Genomic DNA, 17134 nt, shown 5'->3' on the forward strand with positions numbered 1-17134 from the left:
GTCACACCCCGCTCGTCTCTTCGTCGTGCAGCCGCGCGAAGAGCGACTGGACGCGCTTGTCGTCCACGGTCCGTTCCTCGCAGTAGGACGCGAACAGCTCCCCCGGCGAACGGTCCGCGACCGCACGGTCGCCGCCCGCCGTCGTCACCGGGGCGGCGAACTCCGGGTCGATGCGGATTTCCAGGGCGTTCGGCAGGGCTTCCTGGATCTCCTCGCGCAGCCCGGCCCTGGTCGCCTCGCGGACGTAGACGCGGAGGTAGTCCTCGCCGAGCTCCTCGGCGCGGCCGATCAGTTCGGCCACCGTGCCGTGGACGGTCCGCAGCCGCCGCCCCGCCGTGATCGGGACTTCCGTGATCTTCGCCGGTGTCGTGGGCGTCACCTCCACGGCCAGGACCACGCTCTTGTTGTCCTGTTCGCCGAAGTCCACGGCGAACGGCGAACCGCTGTAGTGCACCGGGCAGGCGGCGGGCAGGGACTGGCGCCGGTGCAGGTGGCCGAGCGCGACGTAGTGCGGGTCGGCGCCGAACGCCGTCGCGGGCACGTGGTACTCGAAGATGGACTGCGCCGCGCGCTCGCCGCCGCCCATCGTCCCGCCGGTCACCGTCAGGTGCGCCATGACGAGGTTCACCGCACCGGCGGAGAACCCGGACTTGAGGTGCTCCAGGATGTCGCGGACGCGCTGGTCGTACTCGCCGACGTTGTCCGCCGGGGTCCCGGCGAGCAGCTCGGCGGCGCGCACCGCGTAGCGCTGGGAAAGGAAGGGCAGCACGGCGACGTTGACGCGCTCGCCGGTCGACCGCGCGTCGAACGACACGACCCCGCCGTCGGCGACCGGCCGCGGGTTCCCGGTGAGGTGGATGCCCGCTTTCCGCAGCAGCGGCCGGTACGCCTCGAAGGTCGCCGCGTGGTCGTGGTTCCCGGCGATCGCGACGACCTCGGCGCCGGTGTCGCGCAACGCCATCAGCGCCTGGACCACGAGTTCCTGCGCGGCGGCCGACGGCGCCGACGTCTCGTAGAGGTCGCCCGCGACGAGGATCGCGTCGAACGCCTCGTCGCGCGCGGTGCGGACGATCTCGCCGAGCACGGCGCGCTGCTCGTCCAGGCGGTTGCGGCCCTTGAGCGTCTTGCCGACGTGCCAGTCGGAGGTGTGCAGGAACTTCACGCGGCGTCCTTCCGGTCGGGAGCGGGCTGCGGCGGGTCCGTCAGAACGGCGGCGGGTCGTCGCCGAACGGGTCGCTGCTTCCCGTCGGCAGGCCGGCGAAGGGATCGGACTTCTTGGACGCCGCCGTGGTCGTCGGCACCTTCCCGGCCTCGGAAAGCCGCGTGGCCCAGGCCGGGAACGGGAAGCCGACGGCGATCGGCACCGGGATCTCCGGCTGGCTCACGAACATCGTGCCGGGCGTGGCGAGCGTCGCGCGGACCCGCTGGCTGGCCGGGAGGAAGCCGTACTCGGGGCGCGAGGCCTCCGCGGCGTCGAGGCGCCCGACGATCCGCACCGAGCTGTTGCTGACGATCCGGCGCTCGACCTCGCTGGCGGTCTGCTGCGCGCCGATGAGGATGACGCCGAGGGAGCGGCCACGCTCGGCGATGTCCAGCAGGACTTCCTTGATCGGGCTGCTGCCTTCGCGCGGCGCGTACTTGTTCAGCTCGTCCAGCATGGTGAACAGGAGGCCGCCGGGACCGGCCGCCTCCTTGCGCGCGGTCTCCGCGGCGAGCGTGACACCGACGACGAACCGCTGCGCGCGCTCGACGAGGTTGTGGATGTCCACGACGGTCACCTGCTGGTTCTCCGTCGACAACTGGCGTGCGGCGTGATCGGTGAGGTCGCCGCGGATGAGGCCGCTGAGCGCGCGCTGGCTGGAGCGCAGGCGGCGGATGAAGGCGTTGACCGTGCCGGCGCCGGTCACCGCACCCGCCCAGCTCGCGCGGGTTTCCTCGTCGGTGACGCGGTCGCAGATGACGTCGACGAGCTCGGCGTAGGTGCGGCACAGGACGCCGTCGACGTTCGCGGCGCCGTCCTTCCCGGCCGGGGTGCTGTCCAGCCGCAACCGGTTCGCGACCTGGTGGATGACCATCGTGTACTGGTTGCGCTCGTCCTCGGCGTCGGCGAAGACGTAGGGCAGCAGGTCCTTCGCGCAGAACTCCGCGATGGTCCACCAGAAGGCGCCGACGCCCGAGGTCCGCCCGGTGACGTAAGGCTTCCCCGTGGTGTCCGACGGCGTCGGCGGCGCGTAGAAGCCGACGGAGGCGAAGGGCTCCGCGGGCAGGCCGAGCTTGGCGTACTCGGCCTTGAGCTTCTCGTCGAGGTGGACGTTCGGGGTGTCGAGGAACAGCAGGTCCTCGCCCTTCACCGAGAACACCAGGGCCTTGGCGTTGTGGGCGTTGGGCAGGGCGCCGCCGCGGAAGATCGAGTGCAGCAGGAACAACGCGAACGACGTCTTGGTCGCGACGCCGGAGACGCCGCTGATGCTGACGTGCGCGCCGCGCGTGCCGTCGAGGAAGTCCATGTTGAGGTAGACGGGTTCGCCGTCCCGCCCCAGGCCGACCGCCACCTGGCGGGTCATGTTGTCGAAGTACAGCGCCTGCGCGCGATCCTCCCCCACCGCGCGGGAGACGACGGCCCCCGGCCGCGGCGGCACGTAGCACTCGGGCTCGACGCGGGTGGTGGCGATCTCGGCGATCTCCTGCACCTGCGCGGGCAGGACCCCGTCGGAGATCAGGAAGACGTCGCTGCCGAAGCTGGCGCCCTCGTGCCTCGCGCTCACCTGCGTCACGACGCCGAAGGACGTGACTTCGCCCAGGCCGGGGAGTTCCCGCCGGGTGACGACGACGTCGTCGAGCTGCAGGTAGGCCTCGGGATCGATGGCCACGTGGAACTGCAGCGGCGTCGAGTCCTCGGTCCCGGCCACCCGGCCGACCACGGTCGTGAGTGTGTCCTGGTCCACGGTTCTCCCTGTCGCACCCGGCGCTTCCTCCGGCGGCAGACTAGCTCGCCGGACCGACAGTCCCGCGCCCAACACGGCGTTGGGCTGCGGCGTACCGGCGAGGTCACGGCAGGCCGCGGCTGGGCCGAACGAGTGAGTTCACCCTACGGGGAAGATCCTTTCGGTCCCGGCGGCGGCCCCGTCGCGGGCGTACCGGTTGCGCCGCAACGGGCCTCGCCGCGCCCCGGAGAGGTCGCTCCGGACGGGCGGGACGTTACTGCCTTGGCCCCACGGCGAAGCGGTGCCGCCGGGCCTTCCCGGGCGCCCCCGGCATCCCCCGCCGCGGGTCCGGCGGCGGACCCGGGATCCCCCGCCGCTGCGCGGGATCGGGCCCGGGACGCCTCCGGCACCCGCCGGGAGGCCCCGGCCCGGCGTGTCGCGAAAAAAGTCTCCCGAGGGGGCCCGGGTCCTATATGGACGACCACTGTGGACGGCTCTGTCATTGGGTTTTACCTGCTCAGAGCCATGATCAAGATCCGGACCGCATTCCGGGACCGCTCCGGAGAAGGTCGTCCGGGAGGCGGAACCAGCGCCCTCGCAAGGAAATATTTCGACCCCCGGTTGGATTTTGTGCGGTATTGGTAATACCGTGTGCAGTGTCGGCCGAGATGGGCCGTGACTAGTAGTTCCACTATGGAGGACTGGAATGACGAACAAGGCCCAGCTGATCGAGGCGCTGTCGGAGCGTCTGGGCGACAAGAAGGTGGCTTCGCAGGCCGTTGACGGTCTGGTGGACATCATCATCCGGACGGTCAACAAGGGCGAAAAGGTCAACATCACCGGCTTCGGGGTGTTCGAGAAGCGTGCCCGTGCGGCCCGTACCGCTCGGAACCCGCGTACCGGTGAGGCTGTCCGCGTCAAGAAGACGAATGTGCCCGCGTTCCGCGCCGGGACCACCTTCAAGGACGTCATCTCCGGCTCCAAGAAGCTGCCCAAGGCCACCCCGGTCAAGCGCGCCACCGCGGCCGGCACGACCACTCGTGCGGCTGTGGCCAAGGCGTCCGCCCCGGCCAAGACCACCAGCACGCGGGCCACTTCGACCCGTGCGGCCGCGGCCAAGCCGGCCACCGCCCGCGCCACGGCCACCCGGACCCGCGCCACCGCGGCGAAGCCGGCTGCCAAGGCCACCGCCACCAAGGCGGCCCCGAAGACCGCGGCCAAGGCTCCCGCCAAGGCGACCGCGGCCAAGCCCACCACCACGCGGGCGAAGGCCGCTGCCAAGCCGGCCGCGACCAAGACCGCCGCCGCGGCGAAGAAGACCACCGCCGCCAAGGCCCCGGCCAAGCGCACGTCGGCTGCCAAGAAGAAGTAACTGGATTTCACCCCGGAAGGGCCCCGCACCGGCAGGTGCGGGGCCCTTCGGCGTTCCGGGCCGGCGCGGGGGAACAGCGTTCAACGGAGTTCGCGCGAGCGCTTTGCCGGGCCGCAGAACGCGGAACCGGTCCCGGCCACACACTCACCACACCGCCGCGCGAAGTGCGGAAGAATTCACGGCCCGAGGCCACGCGAGAGCATCAGGCACGGGTCCAGGAAGACCGGCGGCCTCTCGCGGCGCCGACCGGAAGGACCACCGGGCCGGGTGGACTGAGTCCGGGGCCGCCGTCAGGCATTCCGGCCCGCGTGGGCGGGCAGATCCACCGCGGCAGAGGCTCCACGGCCGTCTGCGCCGCCCTCAGTGCCTCCCGCGGGGAATCAAGGCGCCGGAATAGCCGAGCCGGAGAAACCGTCACCGCGCCGACGGTTGCGCTCCCGGCCCCGCGGGTAGCCGGAAGTGAGGAATTGCCCGAAGACCCCGGCAAGGAGTTGTGATGGCCGCGAACGAGAAGCAGGACGACGCGGAGCTCGCCCGCTCCCGGCAGCACATCGACGAGGCCAAGGAGGCCGCCGCGAAAATGGACCTCGCGGACCCCGCCGAAGGGGACGCCGACGAAGCGCTGGAGACGGATCCGCCCCACCACCACGGCGAGCAGGGCACGACGCCGTCCGGAACGTAGTCCGGGGAAAGCCTCCACAGTGGAACCCGCGGTGCGTCCTATCAGGACTGCCGAATCGCGGGAAGTGGCGGGGAAATTGCCGTACCGATCTCCGGGTGGATACACTCCACCCAAGAACGTCGGTCATTGTGCAACTTGTCACACGTCACGTTCCCCGGACGCACATCCAGCTTGAGGAGCATTCCCGTGGCCCAGAAAGTCCTCGTCGAGATCCTGGACGACATCGATGGCAGCACCGCTGCCCAGACCGTTCAGTTCGGCCTCGACGGTGTCACCTACGAGATCGACCTTTCGGACGACAACGCCTCCGCCCTGCGCGACGAGCTCGCCCGCTACATCGCGGCCGGCCGGCGCATCGGCGGCCGCAAGGTGCGCGTCGCGACGGGCCAGTCGACCACGACGAGCACGACCGACCGCGAGCGCAACCAGCAGATCCGCGCCTGGGCGAACGCGAACGGCTACGAGGTCTCCGAGCGCGGCCGCCTGTCCTCCGAGGTGATCGCGGCCTACGAGCAGGCCCAGGTGGCCGAGACCGAAGCCCCGGCGGCCCCGCGCAAGCGCGCCCCGCGCAAGAAGGTCGCCGCTGCCAAGAAGTGACGGCGGTGTCCGGCAGATCACTGGGGAGAGATCAAGGGGCACGGCCCGTTGGCGGCAAGGACGAACGGTCCTCGCCGCCAACGGAGGCCATTTCCGCCTGATCACGCAGGTCCCGGCTCGTGAGCGGTGAATACATCGGTATCGAGCCTTGCTTTCGGCAGGCGAAGCCGGCCATTTCGCTCCAAGCCGCCATCGGCTGGTCCGGGCAGAGCCGCATCCCCGTTTTCCGAGGTGTAACAACCTGCCTCCGTCCCCGACTTGATCTGGCATGTCAGGCCGGCCGACGCTGGGATCTTCCCCTCGACGCCGAGATCGACAACTTCGCTTCCCCGCAGCGGGTCGCTCGGTCGTCCACGTGGACCCGAGCGGGCACATCACCGACGAGCAGGTGACGCTCGCCAACCCCGATCGCGATCCGGGCCCCAGGCCGTCCACGGCAGCCGGTCTGCCCCTCGTTCCCGGCACACCGAGCTCGACGACGCACGTGGAGCGGCGAGCTGCCCGGGGGTTCCTCATGCGGCGCGCACCGAACACCGTAAGGGTCACTGACGCCCAGCTGCGCACCGCGAAATGGGCTTGGCCGCAGCTCGCCCGGTCCGGCGGCCCCGAGACGGCGAACCGGCGGTCGACGCGTACTTCGCGGTGCTCGACAACGCCTCGCTCGACCAGCGGAAGTCCGGCGGACTCGTCCTGCGACCGGGCGACAAGGTAGTTCTCACCGCGGACAGGGCGCGCGGAGATCGTGGCTGAGGCGGCCGCTGCGGGGATTCGGGTCACCGGAACCGTCAGCAAGCAGACACGCGTGCTCGCCGCGGCCGATCCGGACTCCCTGTCCGGCCAGTCCCGGCGAGCCCGCGAACTCGGAGTCCCGGTGGTCTCCGGGGGGTGCTTTCCTGCAGGCGCTCGCCAGGCTCACAGACCGGAAGCACACCGCTCTCCCGATACGCGGCCGCGGAACGCCGGAAGGGCCCCGCACCTGCCGGTGCGGGGCCCTTCCGGGGGGGGGAAATCCAGTTACTTCTTCTTGGCAGCCGACGTGCGCTTGGCCGGGGCCTTGGCGGCGGTGGTCTTCTTCGCCGCGGCGGCGGTCTTGGTCGCGGCCGGCTTGGCAGCGGCCTTCGCCCGCGTGGTGGTCGCCTTCGCCGTGGTGGCCTTGGCCGCGGTCGCCTTCGCCGCCGGCTTCGGGGCCGCCTTGGTGGCGGTGGCCTTCGCGGCCGGCTTCGCCGCGGCAGCGCGGGTCCGCGTGGTCGTCGCCCGCGTCGCGGCCGGCTTCGCCGCGGCGGCCCGCGTGGTGCGGGTCGTCGTCGCCTTCGCCGGAGCAGCGGCGGCGGCCTTGGTGGCGGTCGCGCGGGTCGCCGTCGCGGCGGTGGCGCGCTTGACCGGGGTGGCCTTGGGCAGCTTCTTGGAGCCGGAGATGACGTCCTTGAAGGTGGTCCCGGCGCGGAACGCGGGCACATTCGTCTTCTTGACGCGGACAGCCTCACCGGTACGCGGGTTCCGAGCGGTACGGGCCGCACGGGCACGCTTCTCAAACACCCCGAAGCCGGTGATGTTGACCTTTTCGCCCTTGTTGACCGTCCGGATGATGATGTCCACCAGACCGTCAACGGCCTGCGAAGCCACCTTCTTGTCGCCCAGACGCTCCGACAGCGCCTCGATCAGCTGGGCCTTGTTCGTCATTCCAGTCCTCCATAGTGGAACTAGCAGTCAGGCCCATCTCGGCCGACGTCACACAGAGTATTACCAGGACGGCCGAAATTCCAAACAGGGGTGACTGAGAACTCCGTTGTGTCGCCGGGGAAGTCGGGCTTCGACAATGCCCGCTCAAGACCCGCCCCTCGGTACGAACATCCCCACGATCGGCCGCTGACCTGCGAACTTGCCGAAAAGCAGAGCGCGATGTCCATATAGGACAGGGACAGCACAGGCTATCCATTCGCTCAATTGTTCGACCTGAAGTCGCGAAAAACCCAGGCGGCTCAACGAGTAGGGGCCGCGGTTTGCGCGCCCGGCGGGTCGGAACCCGGCCCGAATCCGGAACCGGGACGCGGTGAACCGCAGCCGCGGACGGGGCCCGACGTGGCACGGCACCGCCGTCACCCCGGCCCGCCGCCAACGGCTTCCGGGGCACCCAGCTCGTGGGGCCGAGAGCGACGGCGTCGTGGTCGCCGGCGGGCCGCCCGAGAGTCCGATGTGGACTGCCCAGCGCCCGCAACCGGCAGGCAACGACGCCTCGGGCGGGCGGCAGGACGCCTTGGACGAGCCGGCGATCCGGTTCCGCGCCGACCGCCGACCGCCGACCAGGCAAGAAAGCAACACTTCACCCTGGGCCGCTATTCGTCATCTCGCCCCGGCGGACGTCGAACGCGCCGATCATTCGTCCGCGGCGAAACTGTTCTTCCCCCGCGGCGCCGTTTCGCAGTTGCCACTCCGAACGGATCGTCCGGATGGTCCAGCAACGAGCCCCGCACACGTGCAACTTGCACATACGCGGTGCTCCTTGCCGCTGTTTGCGGCTTCACGGTGGCTTCTCCTCCGCGGGCTCGCGTTTCCTCCGAGCCGCGCGTACCGGCGGCGTATTCGATACCTTCAGGCGAGATATCTCCACAAACCGACTGGTATGTATATACTCCACAGTGGAGCACCTAATTCATGCGCTCGGTCACCGCCACCCATAACTGGTATATACCGCTTCAAGGAGCAGGAATGGCCCAGAAGGTCCTCGTCGAGATGCTCGACGACATCGACGGCACCCCCGCCGCCCACACCGTCCCGTTCTCCCTCGACGGCGTCATGTACGAGATCGACCTCTCCGATGACAACGCCGCCGCCCTGCGCGACGAACTCGCCCGCTACATCGCCGCCGGCCGCCGCACCGGGGGGCGCAAGGTCCGCGTCGCGACCGGCCAGTCGACCACGACCAGCACGACCGACCGCGAACGCAACCAGCAGATCCGCGCCTGGGCGAACGCGAACGGCTACGAGGTCTCCGAGCGCGGCCGCCTGTCCTCCGAGGTGATCGCCGCTTACGAATCGGCTCAGGCGGCCGAGGCCGCGGCGCCGGCGGCTCCGCGCAAGCGCACCCCGCGCAAGAAGGTCGCCGCTGCCAAGAGGTAACCATGACGACGGCCGGTCACTGGGGAGAGATCACGCAGTCGTCCCCTCGATTCCGTCGGCGGCGAGGACGCCTCATCCTCGTCGCCGACGGCCACTTCTCCCCCGCGCGATCAGAGCGCCGACGGATGCCGGCGCACGGGCGTGCGAAGCCGTCAACGCCGGGCAGCGAGCGATTCCCGAGGGTTCGCACCGGCCGGCATCGCAGCTCGGCCCTGCCAGGTGATCAGCCACCCAAGACGGCGTTCACCGCGGGAACGATCTCCGAAGCCGGAGCGGAAACCAAAAAGCTCGCCTGACCTCGGTCAGACGAGCTTCGGTTCGCTACTGCTGGTACCCCCGATGGGATTCGAACCCACGCTACCGGCGTGAGAGGCCGGCGTCCTAGGCCGCTAGACGACGGGGGCTTAGGATCTTTCCCTGGTCTCCCAGGGGCTTTTCTGTTTTTCTTGCTGGAGAGAACTTACCAGAGGCGATTTCTCGCCCTGCAGGGGGGTCACTCTCCGCAGCTGGGGTACCAGGACTCGAACCTAGACTAACTGGACCAGAACCAGTCGTGCTGCCAATTACACCATACCCCAGTGAGGTACCTGCCGACCTTGCCGGTTCAGCACCGCACGAGGAGAAATACTAGAGCACGCCGTTCCGGACGGTGAACGCGGGGGTGCCACTTCCGCGCTGAGCGGGGACGCCGATCGTCGCGTACTCCGAAACCAGCAGCTCAGGCAGCTCGGCCAGGGCCCCCACCCGGTGGACCCCCTCCGGCGCGCGCTCGCCGATGGCGTCCCGGTCGAGCCAGACCGCACCCAGGCCCGCGTCGCGGGCGCCGATCGCGTCCGTGTCGAGTTTGTCCCCGACGTGGACGGCCTGGGCAGGTGCGCAGCCCAGGCCGAGACAGACCGTGTGGAACATCACCGGATCGGGTTTCGCCACCCCCAGCTCGCCGGCGATGGCGACGTGGTCGAAGAACGGTGCCAGCCCCAGGTCGGCGATCTTCTTGCGCTGGTGGACGCCCGAGGCGTTCGTCACGGCGGCCAGCATGAGGCCGGCGGCGCGCAACCACTCCAGGCAGTCGAGGACGTCGTCGAACAGCTGCCACGAATGGTCGAGCAGCTCTCTTCGGCGATGTTCGAACGAGCTCACCTGCTCGTCGTCGGCGAGGATGCCGATCTCCGCGAGGAAGCATTCGGTGCGCCGCTGGTGCATCGTCGCGTAGTCCAGCTCGCCGGCGACGACGAGGGCGACGTGCTCTTCGGTGATCAGGTCCCACAACGGCCACAGGTCGCCCCGGCCGGTCAGGATGTGGAGGCTGCGGCGGATCGCGGCCGTGCAGTCGATCAGGGTGTCATCGATGTCCAGGCACACCAGCCGCAGCTCCGGCGGCGCCCAGGGCTCGGGCGCCGCCTCGGCGGGGACGGTTCGCGACGGGGTCCGGGGTGCCAGGGCGAAATCCACCCAGTGAGGCTAGGGCAACCGCAGCGTTCGCGACGCTGCCAAAGAGGTGATTGCCGGTGGCCCGTTCCGGCGCACCGGTTCTACTCCCAGTTGGCGAACCGTCTTCTTTCGGTTATCCGACCAATGCGCGGCGAAGACGTCCCAGTGAAACGTCGCGGCCGAGCAGCTCCATCGACTCGTACAGCGGCGGCGAAACGGTCCGTCCGGTCACGGCGACGCGAACCGGCGCGAAAGCCTTGCGGGGCTTGAGACCCAGACCGTCCACAAGGGCGTCTTTGAGCGCCTGCTCGATGGCCCCTGCCTCCCAGGACGGCAGCGCCTCGAGTGCGGCGACAGCCGCTGTGAGCACCGGCTGCGCGGCTTCGCCGAGGTTCTTCGCCGCGGCGTCTTCCTCCGGCGCGAAGGCGTCTTCGGCAACGAAGAGGAAGCGCACCATCGCGGTCGCGTCCGAAAGCACCGTGACGCGTTCCTGCACCAGCGGCGCGATCGCGTCCAGCCGGGCCAGCTGCTCCTCGCTCGGCGATTCCGGAAGGACACCCGCGGTGACGAGGTAGGGCGTGACGCGCTTCACGAACTCGGCCGCGGGCAGAGCCCGCACGTGGGTGCCGTTGATCGCTTCGGCCTTCTTGAGGTCGAAGCGCGCGGGGTTGGCGCTGACCTTGGTGACGTCGAAGGCGGCGATCATCTCCTCGACGCTGAAGACGTCGCGGTCGTCGGCGATCGACCAGCCGAGCAGGGCCAGGTAGTTGAGCAGGCCCTCGCGGATGAAGCCGCGGTCGCGGTAGTTGAAGAGGTTCGACGAAGGGTCGCGTTTGGACAGTTTCTTGTTGCCCTCGCCCATCACGTACGGCAGGTGGCCGAACTGCGGCGTGAACTCCGCGACGCCGATCCGCTCCAGCGCCGCGTAGAGCGCCAGCTGGCGGGGCGTCGACGGCAGCAGGTCCTCGCCGCGCAGCACGTGCGTGATCTTCATCAGCGCGTCGTCGACCGGGTTGGTCAGCGTGTACAGCGGCTCGCCGTTGGCACGCACCAGCACCGGGTCGGGGATGGTGTTCGCCGGGAAGGTGATCTCGCCGCGCACCAGGTCGGTCCAGCCGAGGTCGGTGTCCGGCATGCGCAGGCGCAGCACCGGCGCGCGCCCCTCGGCGCGGTACGCGGCGCGCTGCTCGTCGGTGAGGTCGCGGTCGAAGTTGTCGTAGCCCAGCTTCGGGTCCAGGCCGGCCGCCTTGCGCCGCGCCTCGACCTCTTCGTTGGTGGAGAACGCCTCGTACAGCTCTCCCGCCTCGAGCAGCTTCGCGGCGACGTCGGCGTAGATCGCCCGCCGCTCGCTCTGGCGGTACGGCCCGTACTCGCCGCCGGCCTCGGGGCCCTCGTCCCAGTCGATGCCGAGCCAGCGCAGCCCGTCGAGGAGCTGCTCGTACGACTCCTGCGAGTCGCGCGCGGCGTCGGTGTCTTCGATCCGGAACACCAGCTGACCCTGGTTGTGCCGGGCGAAGGCCCAGTTGAACAGCGCCGTGCGGATCAGCCCCACGTGCGGGGTGCCGGTCGGCGAAGGACAGAAGCGCGCGCGAACCACCGATGTCTCACTCATAGCCCGATCAGCGTATCCGTCGCCACACGGCTTGACGCCGGGGACCGGCCGGGTGCATCCTCAGTTTATTCAACAGGCGATGAATAGATGGGGAGATGGTCGAGATGACCGAGCGCACGGGCTGCGTCGTCATCGGTGGCGGGCCGGCCGGGATGGTCACGGGACTCCTGCTGGCGCGGGCCGGCGTCGAGGTGACGGTGCTGGAGAAGCACGCGGACTTCCTGCGCGACTTCCGCGGGGACACGGTCCACCCGTCGACGCTCACGCTGCTCGACGAGCTGGGCCTCGGCGAGAAGTTCCACGCGCTCCCGCACAGCGAGCTGACCGCCGCCGGGTTCCCGCAGGAGAACGGCGAGCTGATGAAGCTGGCCGACTTCACCCGGCTGAAGGTCCCCCACCCGTACATCGCGATGGTGCCGCAATGGGACTTCCTCGACCTGCTCGCCGAGAGCGCGCGCAAGGAGCCGACGTTCGTCCAGCGCATGGAGACCGAGTGCACGGGCCTGGTCCGGGAGCACGGCCGGGTCGCCGGCATCACCTACCGCACGGCATCCGGAGAGACCGGCGAAATCCGCGCCGACCTGGTGATCGCCGCCGACGGCCGCTGGTCGCTGGCCCGGCGTGAGGCCGGCCTGGTGCCGCACGAGTACGCCTGCCCGTTCGACGTCTGGTGGTTCCGGCTCTCGCGCGGCGATGGTGAGCAGGGCGGCATGCTGCTGCCGAAGATGCGGGACCGCCGGTTCGCCGTGCCGCTCCCCCGGCCGGACTTCTACCAGGTCGCCTACCTCGCCCCGAAGGGCGAAGACCTGCGCAAGCAGGGCATCGAGGCGTTCCGGGAGAACGTGACGCAGATCTGCCCCGAGTTCGGCGACCGGGTGCACGAGCTGGCGACGATGGACGACGTCAAGTTCCTCGACGTGCGGCTCAACCTGCTGCGCCGGTGGCACGTCGACGGCCTGCTGTGCATCGGCGACGCGGCGCACGCGATGTCGCCGATCGGCGGGGTCGGCATCAACCTGGCGGTGCAGGACGCGGTCGCGGCGGCGACGCTGCTGGCCGAGCCGCTGCGGCGGGGGCGCCCGGCGGAGGCTGACCTGGCGAAGGTGCGCTCGCGGCGGCTGGCGCCGACGCTGCTGGTGCAGGGACTGCAGCGGCTCCTGCACCGGACGGTCGTGCGCGGCGTGATGACCGGCAGGCGCAACGGCCCGCCGATGCCGATGATCAAGGCGTTCGCGCGGTTCCCGAAGCTGTCGTACTTCCCGGCCCGGCTGCTGGGCCTGGGCCTGCGGCCCGAGCACGCCCCGGCGTTCGCCCGGCGGCCGATGGAGCCGGCCCGGCGCTGAAAAGCCGTGAATGGCCCATCGAGGGACTTCAAGTCCGTCGATGGGCCATTCACGGGCTTCGGGCTAGACGTTCTCGACCGGGTTGGTCAGGGTGCCGATCCCCTCGATGGTGATCGAGACGCTCTGGCCGCCCTCGATCGGGCCGACGCCCTCGGGCGTGCCGGTGAGGATGACGTCGCCGGGCAGGAGCGTCATGACCCCGGAGACGAACTCGACCAGCTCGGGGATCTTGTGGACCAGGTCTGAGGTGCGGCCGTCCTGCTTGAGCTCGCCGTCCACCTCGGCCCGCAGCGACAGGTCGGACGCGTCGAGCGACGTCTCGATCCACGGCCCGAGCGGGCAGAACGTGTCGAAGCCCTTGGCGCGGCCCCACTGGCCGTCGGACTTCTGGAGGTCGCGGGCGCTGACGTCGTTGGCGACCGTGTAGCCGAGGATCGCGCTCGCGGCGCGGGCGGCGGGCACGTTCTTCACTGGCTGCCCGATGACGATGGCCAGCTCGCCCTCGAAGTCGACGCGGCCGACGCCGGACGGGCGGCGGATGGCCGCGTTCGGGCCGATGACCGTGGTCGACGGCTTGATGAACAGCATCGGGGCGGCCGGGACCTCGTTGCCGAACTCGGCCGCGTGCTTGGCGTAGTTCCGGCCGACGGCGATCACCTTGGACGGCAGGATCGGGGCCAGCAGCCGGACGTCGGCCAGCGGCCACCGCTTGCCGGTGAAGTTGGGCTGGCCGAACGGGTGCTCGGCGATTTCCAGGACCTGGGCGTCGTCACCGTCCCCTTCGACCGAAGCGAACGCGACACCACCGGGATGAGCAATACGGGCTAGGCGCACGCGGCCAGTCTACGTGCGCCCACCCGACGGTCTTCGGGGGTTCCGGGTGGCGGAGCCCCCGGCACGGGCCGAAGACCCGGATGTCACGGTGACTCAGGCCACGGTCGTGCTCTTGTGGACCAGCGCGTCGCACAGGGCCAGCCAGCTGGCCTCGACGATGTTCCCGTGCACCCCGACCGTGGTCCACTCCCGTTCGCCGTCGGTGCTCTCGACCAGCACGCGCGTCACGGCGTCGGTCCCGGGGTGGCCCTGCAGGATCCGCACCTTGTAGTCGGCGAGCTCCACACTGTCCAACCAGGACAGGTGCGGCGACAGCGCCTTCCGCAGCGCGGCGTCGAGGGCGTGCACCGGGCCGATGCCTTCGGCGGTGGCGATGACGCGCTGGCCGCCGACGTGCACCTTGACCGTCGCCTCGGCGACGACCTCCGCGTCGGCGCGGTGGTCGAGCACGACCCGGTAGGACTCCAGCTCGAACGGGGCCTCGGCGGGGGTGTCGGCCTCCTGGCGCAGCAGGAGTTCGAGGGAGGCGTCGGCGGCCTCGAAGGACCAGCCTTCCGCTTCGAGGCGCTTGACCTTGGTGATGGCGCTCGTCAGCGCCTCGGGCCGGCCGGCAAGGTCGACCCCGAGCTCACGTCCCTTGAGCTCGAGGCTGGCCCTGCCGGCCATCTCGGTGACCAGTACCCGCATGTCATTGCCGACAGAAGCTGGATCGATGTGGTTGTACAGCAACGGATCCACCTTGATCGCGCTCGCGTGCAGTCCCGCCTTGTGGGCGAAAGCCGACGCCCCTACGTAAGCCTGGTGGGTGTAGGGGGCGAGGTTGGCGATTTCGGCAAGGGCATGGGAGACCCGGGTGAGCTCGGCGGCACCTCCGGTCGGGAGGACCTCCATCCCGAGCTTGGTCACCAGGTTTCCCGTCACGGCGAAGAGGTCGGCGTTGCCGGCCCGCTCCCCGTAACCGTTGGCGGTGCACTGGACGTGCGTCACGCCGGCCTGCACCGCGGCGACGGAGTTCGCCACGGCGCAGGAAGTGTCGTCCTGACAGTGGATCCCGAGCCGGAATCCGGTCTTTTCCTTGATGTCCCGCACGGTCTCGGCGAGCCCGAGCGGCAGCTGGCCGCCGTTGGTGTCGCAGAGGACGAGGACGTCGGCGCCCGCGTGCGCGGCGGCGTCGAGGACCCTGAGCGAGGTTTCGGGCGAATACGCGTAGCCGTCGAAGAAGTGCTCGGCGTCGAGGAAGACGCGGCGACCTTCCCGCACGAGGAAGGCGACGGTGTCGCGGACCATGGCGCACGCTTCGTCGACGTCGACCCGCAGGGCGCGTTCGACGTGCCGCAGATCGGACTTCGCGACGAGCGTGACGACCGGCGCTTCGCTGTCGAGCAGCGCCCGGACCTGCGGATCGGCGTCGGCGGTGGTGCCGGCCTTGCGCGTGGCCCCGAAGGCGACGAGGGCCGCGTGCTTCAGCGGCAGCTCGCCCTTCGCGGCACGGGCGAAGAACTCCGTGTCCTTGGGGAGCGCCCCGGGCCAGCCGCCTTCGATGAACCCGACGCCGAGCTCGTCCAGCAGCCGCGCGACGGCCAGCTTGTCCTGGACGGAGTAGGAGATGCCCTCGCGCTGCGCACCGTCGCGCAGGGTCGTGTCGTAGAGGTGGAAGGCGTCGCCGAGCGGGGTATCGGCGGGCTCCTGGCGGGTCACGATGGTCTCCTAGCGTTTCGAGGCAACAAAAAAACCTCCCGCATGGGTGCGAGAGGTTGCGCGCCGGGGGCTCTTGTGGAGCTATCGTCCGGCGCGCTCGTCGATAATGATCGCGAAGCTGGTCATGTTGGCATCATGCCACAGGGCTTCGACGGAAGTCCACAACCTGGGTCAAGCTCCCACCATCCGGGAAAGTCCAGACGTCGTGAATGACTCATTCATGTCCCCGGACGAGGTGAATGAGTCATTCACGACAGCACGGCCACGCTTTCGAACCGGCCGGGCCGGGCCCCAGAAGGTGCAGGCTCCGGGGCCAACGCAGCCCCGCGGCCCCGCGCACGAAAAAGCCCCGCACCACCAGGGTGCGGGGCTCCTCCGAAAGCGAAAACTCAGCCCGCTGTGCGCACGTTGGACGACACGAGCGCCGCCAGCCGGTCGCCGACCGCCGTCGTCGCGCCCGGGGACGCCTGGTCCCGCGTCGCCAGATCGAACGCCACCGAAGCCTCGATCCGCCGCGCCGCTTCCTTCTGGCCCAGGTGGTCCAGCAGCATCGACACGGAAAGGACCGCCGCCGTCGGGTCGGCCAGGCCCTGGCCCGCGATGTCCGGCGCCGAGCCGTGCACCGGCTCGAACATGCTCGGGTTGCGGCGGGTCATGTCCAGGTTGCCGCTCGCCGCGAGGCCGATGCCGCCCGTCACCGCCGCCGCGAGGTCGGTGATGATGTCGCCGAACAGGTTGTCCGTCACGATCACGTCGAACCGGGACGGGTCGGTCACCAGGTGGATCGTCGCCGCGTCCACATGCGAGTACGCGACCGTCACCTCCGGGTGCTCCAGCGAAACCTCTTCGACGATCCGCGACCACAGCGACCCGGCGAACGAGAGCACGTTGGTCTTGTGCACCAGCGTCAGGTGCTTGCGCGGCCGGGCCTCGGCGCGGGCGAACGCGTCCGCGACCACGCGCCGGACGCCGTACGCCGTGTTGATGCTGACCTCCGTCGCGATCTCGTGCTCGGTGTCCTTGCGGATCAGGCCCCCGGTGCCCGCGTACGGGCCTTCGGTCCCTTCCCGCACCACGATCATGTCGACGTCACCGGCGTCGGCCAGCGGCCCCCGGACACCCGGGTACAGCCGCGCCGGGCGCAGGTTGACGTGGTGGTCCATCTCGAACCGCAGGCGCAGCAGGAGGCCGCGCTCGAGGATGCCGCTCGGCACCGTCGGGTCGCCGACCGCGCCCAGCAGGATCGCGTCGTGCTGGCGGAGCTCGCCGAGCACCGACTCCGGGAGCAGCTCGCCGGTAGCGTGCCACCGCGCGGCGCCGAGGTCGTAGTTCGTGATCTCCGCCGTCGGTACTACCTCACCGAGCACCTTCAGCGCCTCGGAGACCACCTCGGGCCCGATCCCGTCTCCTGGGATCACCGCGAGCCGCATCCACACACCTCCGTCGACCGGGCCACCAGCGCACCGATGGCCCACCGCAACAAAACGCCAGCAGCCGGAAGGTTACCGGCCGTAGACAAACGGC

At 70.1% G+C, this 17134-nt stretch carries 13 protein-coding genes and 2 tRNA genes; 5 read left to right on the forward strand and 10 right to left on the reverse strand.

What is annotated here, in order from left to right; all coding sequences use genetic code 11:
• Window position 1 precedes the first annotated feature (1 nt).
• Both QRX60_RS02120 and QRX60_RS02125 read right to left on the reverse strand, forming a co-directional pair.
• Entirely contained in the window at window positions 2-1162 is a 1161-nt protein-coding gene (locus QRX60_RS02120; RefSeq protein WP_285999104.1) for an exonuclease SbcCD subunit D, read from the reverse strand.
• A 40-nt stretch (window positions 1163-1202) separates the two neighbouring features.
• Window positions 1203-2945: an ATP-binding protein gene (locus QRX60_RS02125; protein WP_285999105.1), complete on the reverse strand. Its 1743-nt coding sequence runs from the start codon at window positions 2943-2945 to the stop codon at window positions 1203-1205.
• Between the two features lie 685 nt (window positions 2946-3630).
• Between QRX60_RS02125 and QRX60_RS02130 the strand changes: the two genes are divergently transcribed.
• The 3 genes from QRX60_RS02130 (at window position 3631) to QRX60_RS02140 (ending at window position 5575) form a co-directional block, all read left to right on the forward strand.
• Complete coding sequence (locus tag QRX60_RS02130) at window positions 3631-4296, forward strand: HU family DNA-binding protein (protein ID WP_285999106.1); 666 nt, start codon at window positions 3631-3633, stop codon at window positions 4294-4296.
• A gap of 496 nt (window positions 4297-4792) precedes the next feature.
• Window positions 4793-4978: a hypothetical protein gene (locus tag QRX60_RS02135; protein ID WP_285999107.1), complete on the forward strand. Its 186-nt coding sequence runs from the start codon at window positions 4793-4795 to the stop codon at window positions 4976-4978.
• Between the two features lie 186 nt (window positions 4979-5164).
• Window positions 5165-5575 (forward strand): histone-like nucleoid-structuring protein Lsr2, encoded by a 411-nt coding sequence (locus QRX60_RS02140; protein WP_285999108.1) that lies wholly within the window; start codon window positions 5165-5167, stop codon window positions 5573-5575.
• Between the two features lie 1014 nt (window positions 5576-6589).
• On the opposite strand, the gene QRX60_RS02145 is transcribed toward QRX60_RS02140, so the two are convergent.
• A complete protein-coding gene (locus tag QRX60_RS02145) occupies window positions 6590-7255 on the reverse strand; it encodes an HU family DNA-binding protein (RefSeq protein ID WP_285999109.1) in 666 nt (221 codons plus the stop codon).
• A gap of 1026 nt (window positions 7256-8281) precedes the next feature.
• On the opposite strand from QRX60_RS02145, the gene QRX60_RS02150 reads away from it, so the two are divergent.
• A complete protein-coding gene (locus tag QRX60_RS02150) occupies window positions 8282-8692 on the forward strand; it encodes a histone-like nucleoid-structuring protein Lsr2 (protein ID WP_285999110.1) in 411 nt (136 codons plus the stop codon).
• Window positions 8693-9020: 328 nt separating this feature from the next.
• On the opposite strand, the gene QRX60_RS02155 is transcribed toward QRX60_RS02150, so the two are convergent.
• From QRX60_RS02155 to gltX, 4 genes are all read right to left on the reverse strand, one after another.
• Window positions 9021-9096: transfer RNA gene (locus tag QRX60_RS02155), tRNA-Glu, on the reverse strand.
• Window positions 9097-9198: 102 nt separating this feature from the next.
• Window positions 9199-9270 (reverse strand) — tRNA-Gln (locus tag QRX60_RS02160).
• Window positions 9271-9319: 49 nt separating this feature from the next.
• Window positions 9320-10054 carry an HAD family hydrolase gene (locus QRX60_RS02165; RefSeq protein ID WP_286003476.1) on the reverse strand — a complete coding sequence of 245 codons (735 nt, stop codon included), beginning with the start codon at window positions 10052-10054 and terminating at the stop codon, window positions 9320-9322.
• Between the two features lie 202 nt (window positions 10055-10256).
• A complete protein-coding gene (gene gltX / locus QRX60_RS02170) occupies window positions 10257-11735 on the reverse strand; it encodes a glutamate--tRNA ligase (RefSeq protein WP_285999111.1) in 1479 nt (492 codons plus the stop codon).
• Between the two features lie 95 nt (window positions 11736-11830).
• Here gltX and QRX60_RS02175 point away from each other — a divergent pair, with 95 nt between their 5' ends.
• A complete protein-coding gene (locus tag QRX60_RS02175) occupies window positions 11831-13078 on the forward strand; it encodes an FAD-dependent oxidoreductase (protein WP_285999112.1) in 1248 nt (415 codons plus the stop codon).
• Window positions 13079-13141: 63 nt separating this feature from the next.
• On the opposite strand, the gene QRX60_RS02180 is transcribed toward QRX60_RS02175, so the two are convergent.
• The 3 genes from QRX60_RS02180 to QRX60_RS02190 form a co-directional block, all read right to left on the reverse strand.
• A complete protein-coding gene (locus QRX60_RS02180; RefSeq protein WP_285999113.1) occupies window positions 13142-13912 on the reverse strand; it encodes a fumarylacetoacetate hydrolase family protein in 771 nt (256 codons plus the stop codon).
• Between the two features lie 93 nt (window positions 13913-14005).
• A complete protein-coding gene (cimA, locus tag QRX60_RS02185; protein WP_285999114.1) occupies window positions 14006-15610 on the reverse strand; it encodes a citramalate synthase in 1605 nt (534 codons plus the stop codon).
• A gap of 389 nt (window positions 15611-15999) precedes the next feature.
• Window positions 16000-17040 carry a 3-isopropylmalate dehydrogenase gene (locus tag QRX60_RS02190; RefSeq protein ID WP_285999115.1) on the reverse strand — a complete coding sequence of 347 codons (1041 nt, stop codon included), beginning with the start codon at window positions 17038-17040 and terminating at the stop codon, window positions 16000-16002.
• Window positions 17041-17134 lie beyond the last annotated feature (94 nt).

This window comes from Amycolatopsis mongoliensis (assembly GCF_030285665.1).
GTDB classification, from domain to species: Bacteria; Actinomycetota; Actinomycetes; order Mycobacteriales; family Pseudonocardiaceae; genus Amycolatopsis; species Amycolatopsis mongoliensis.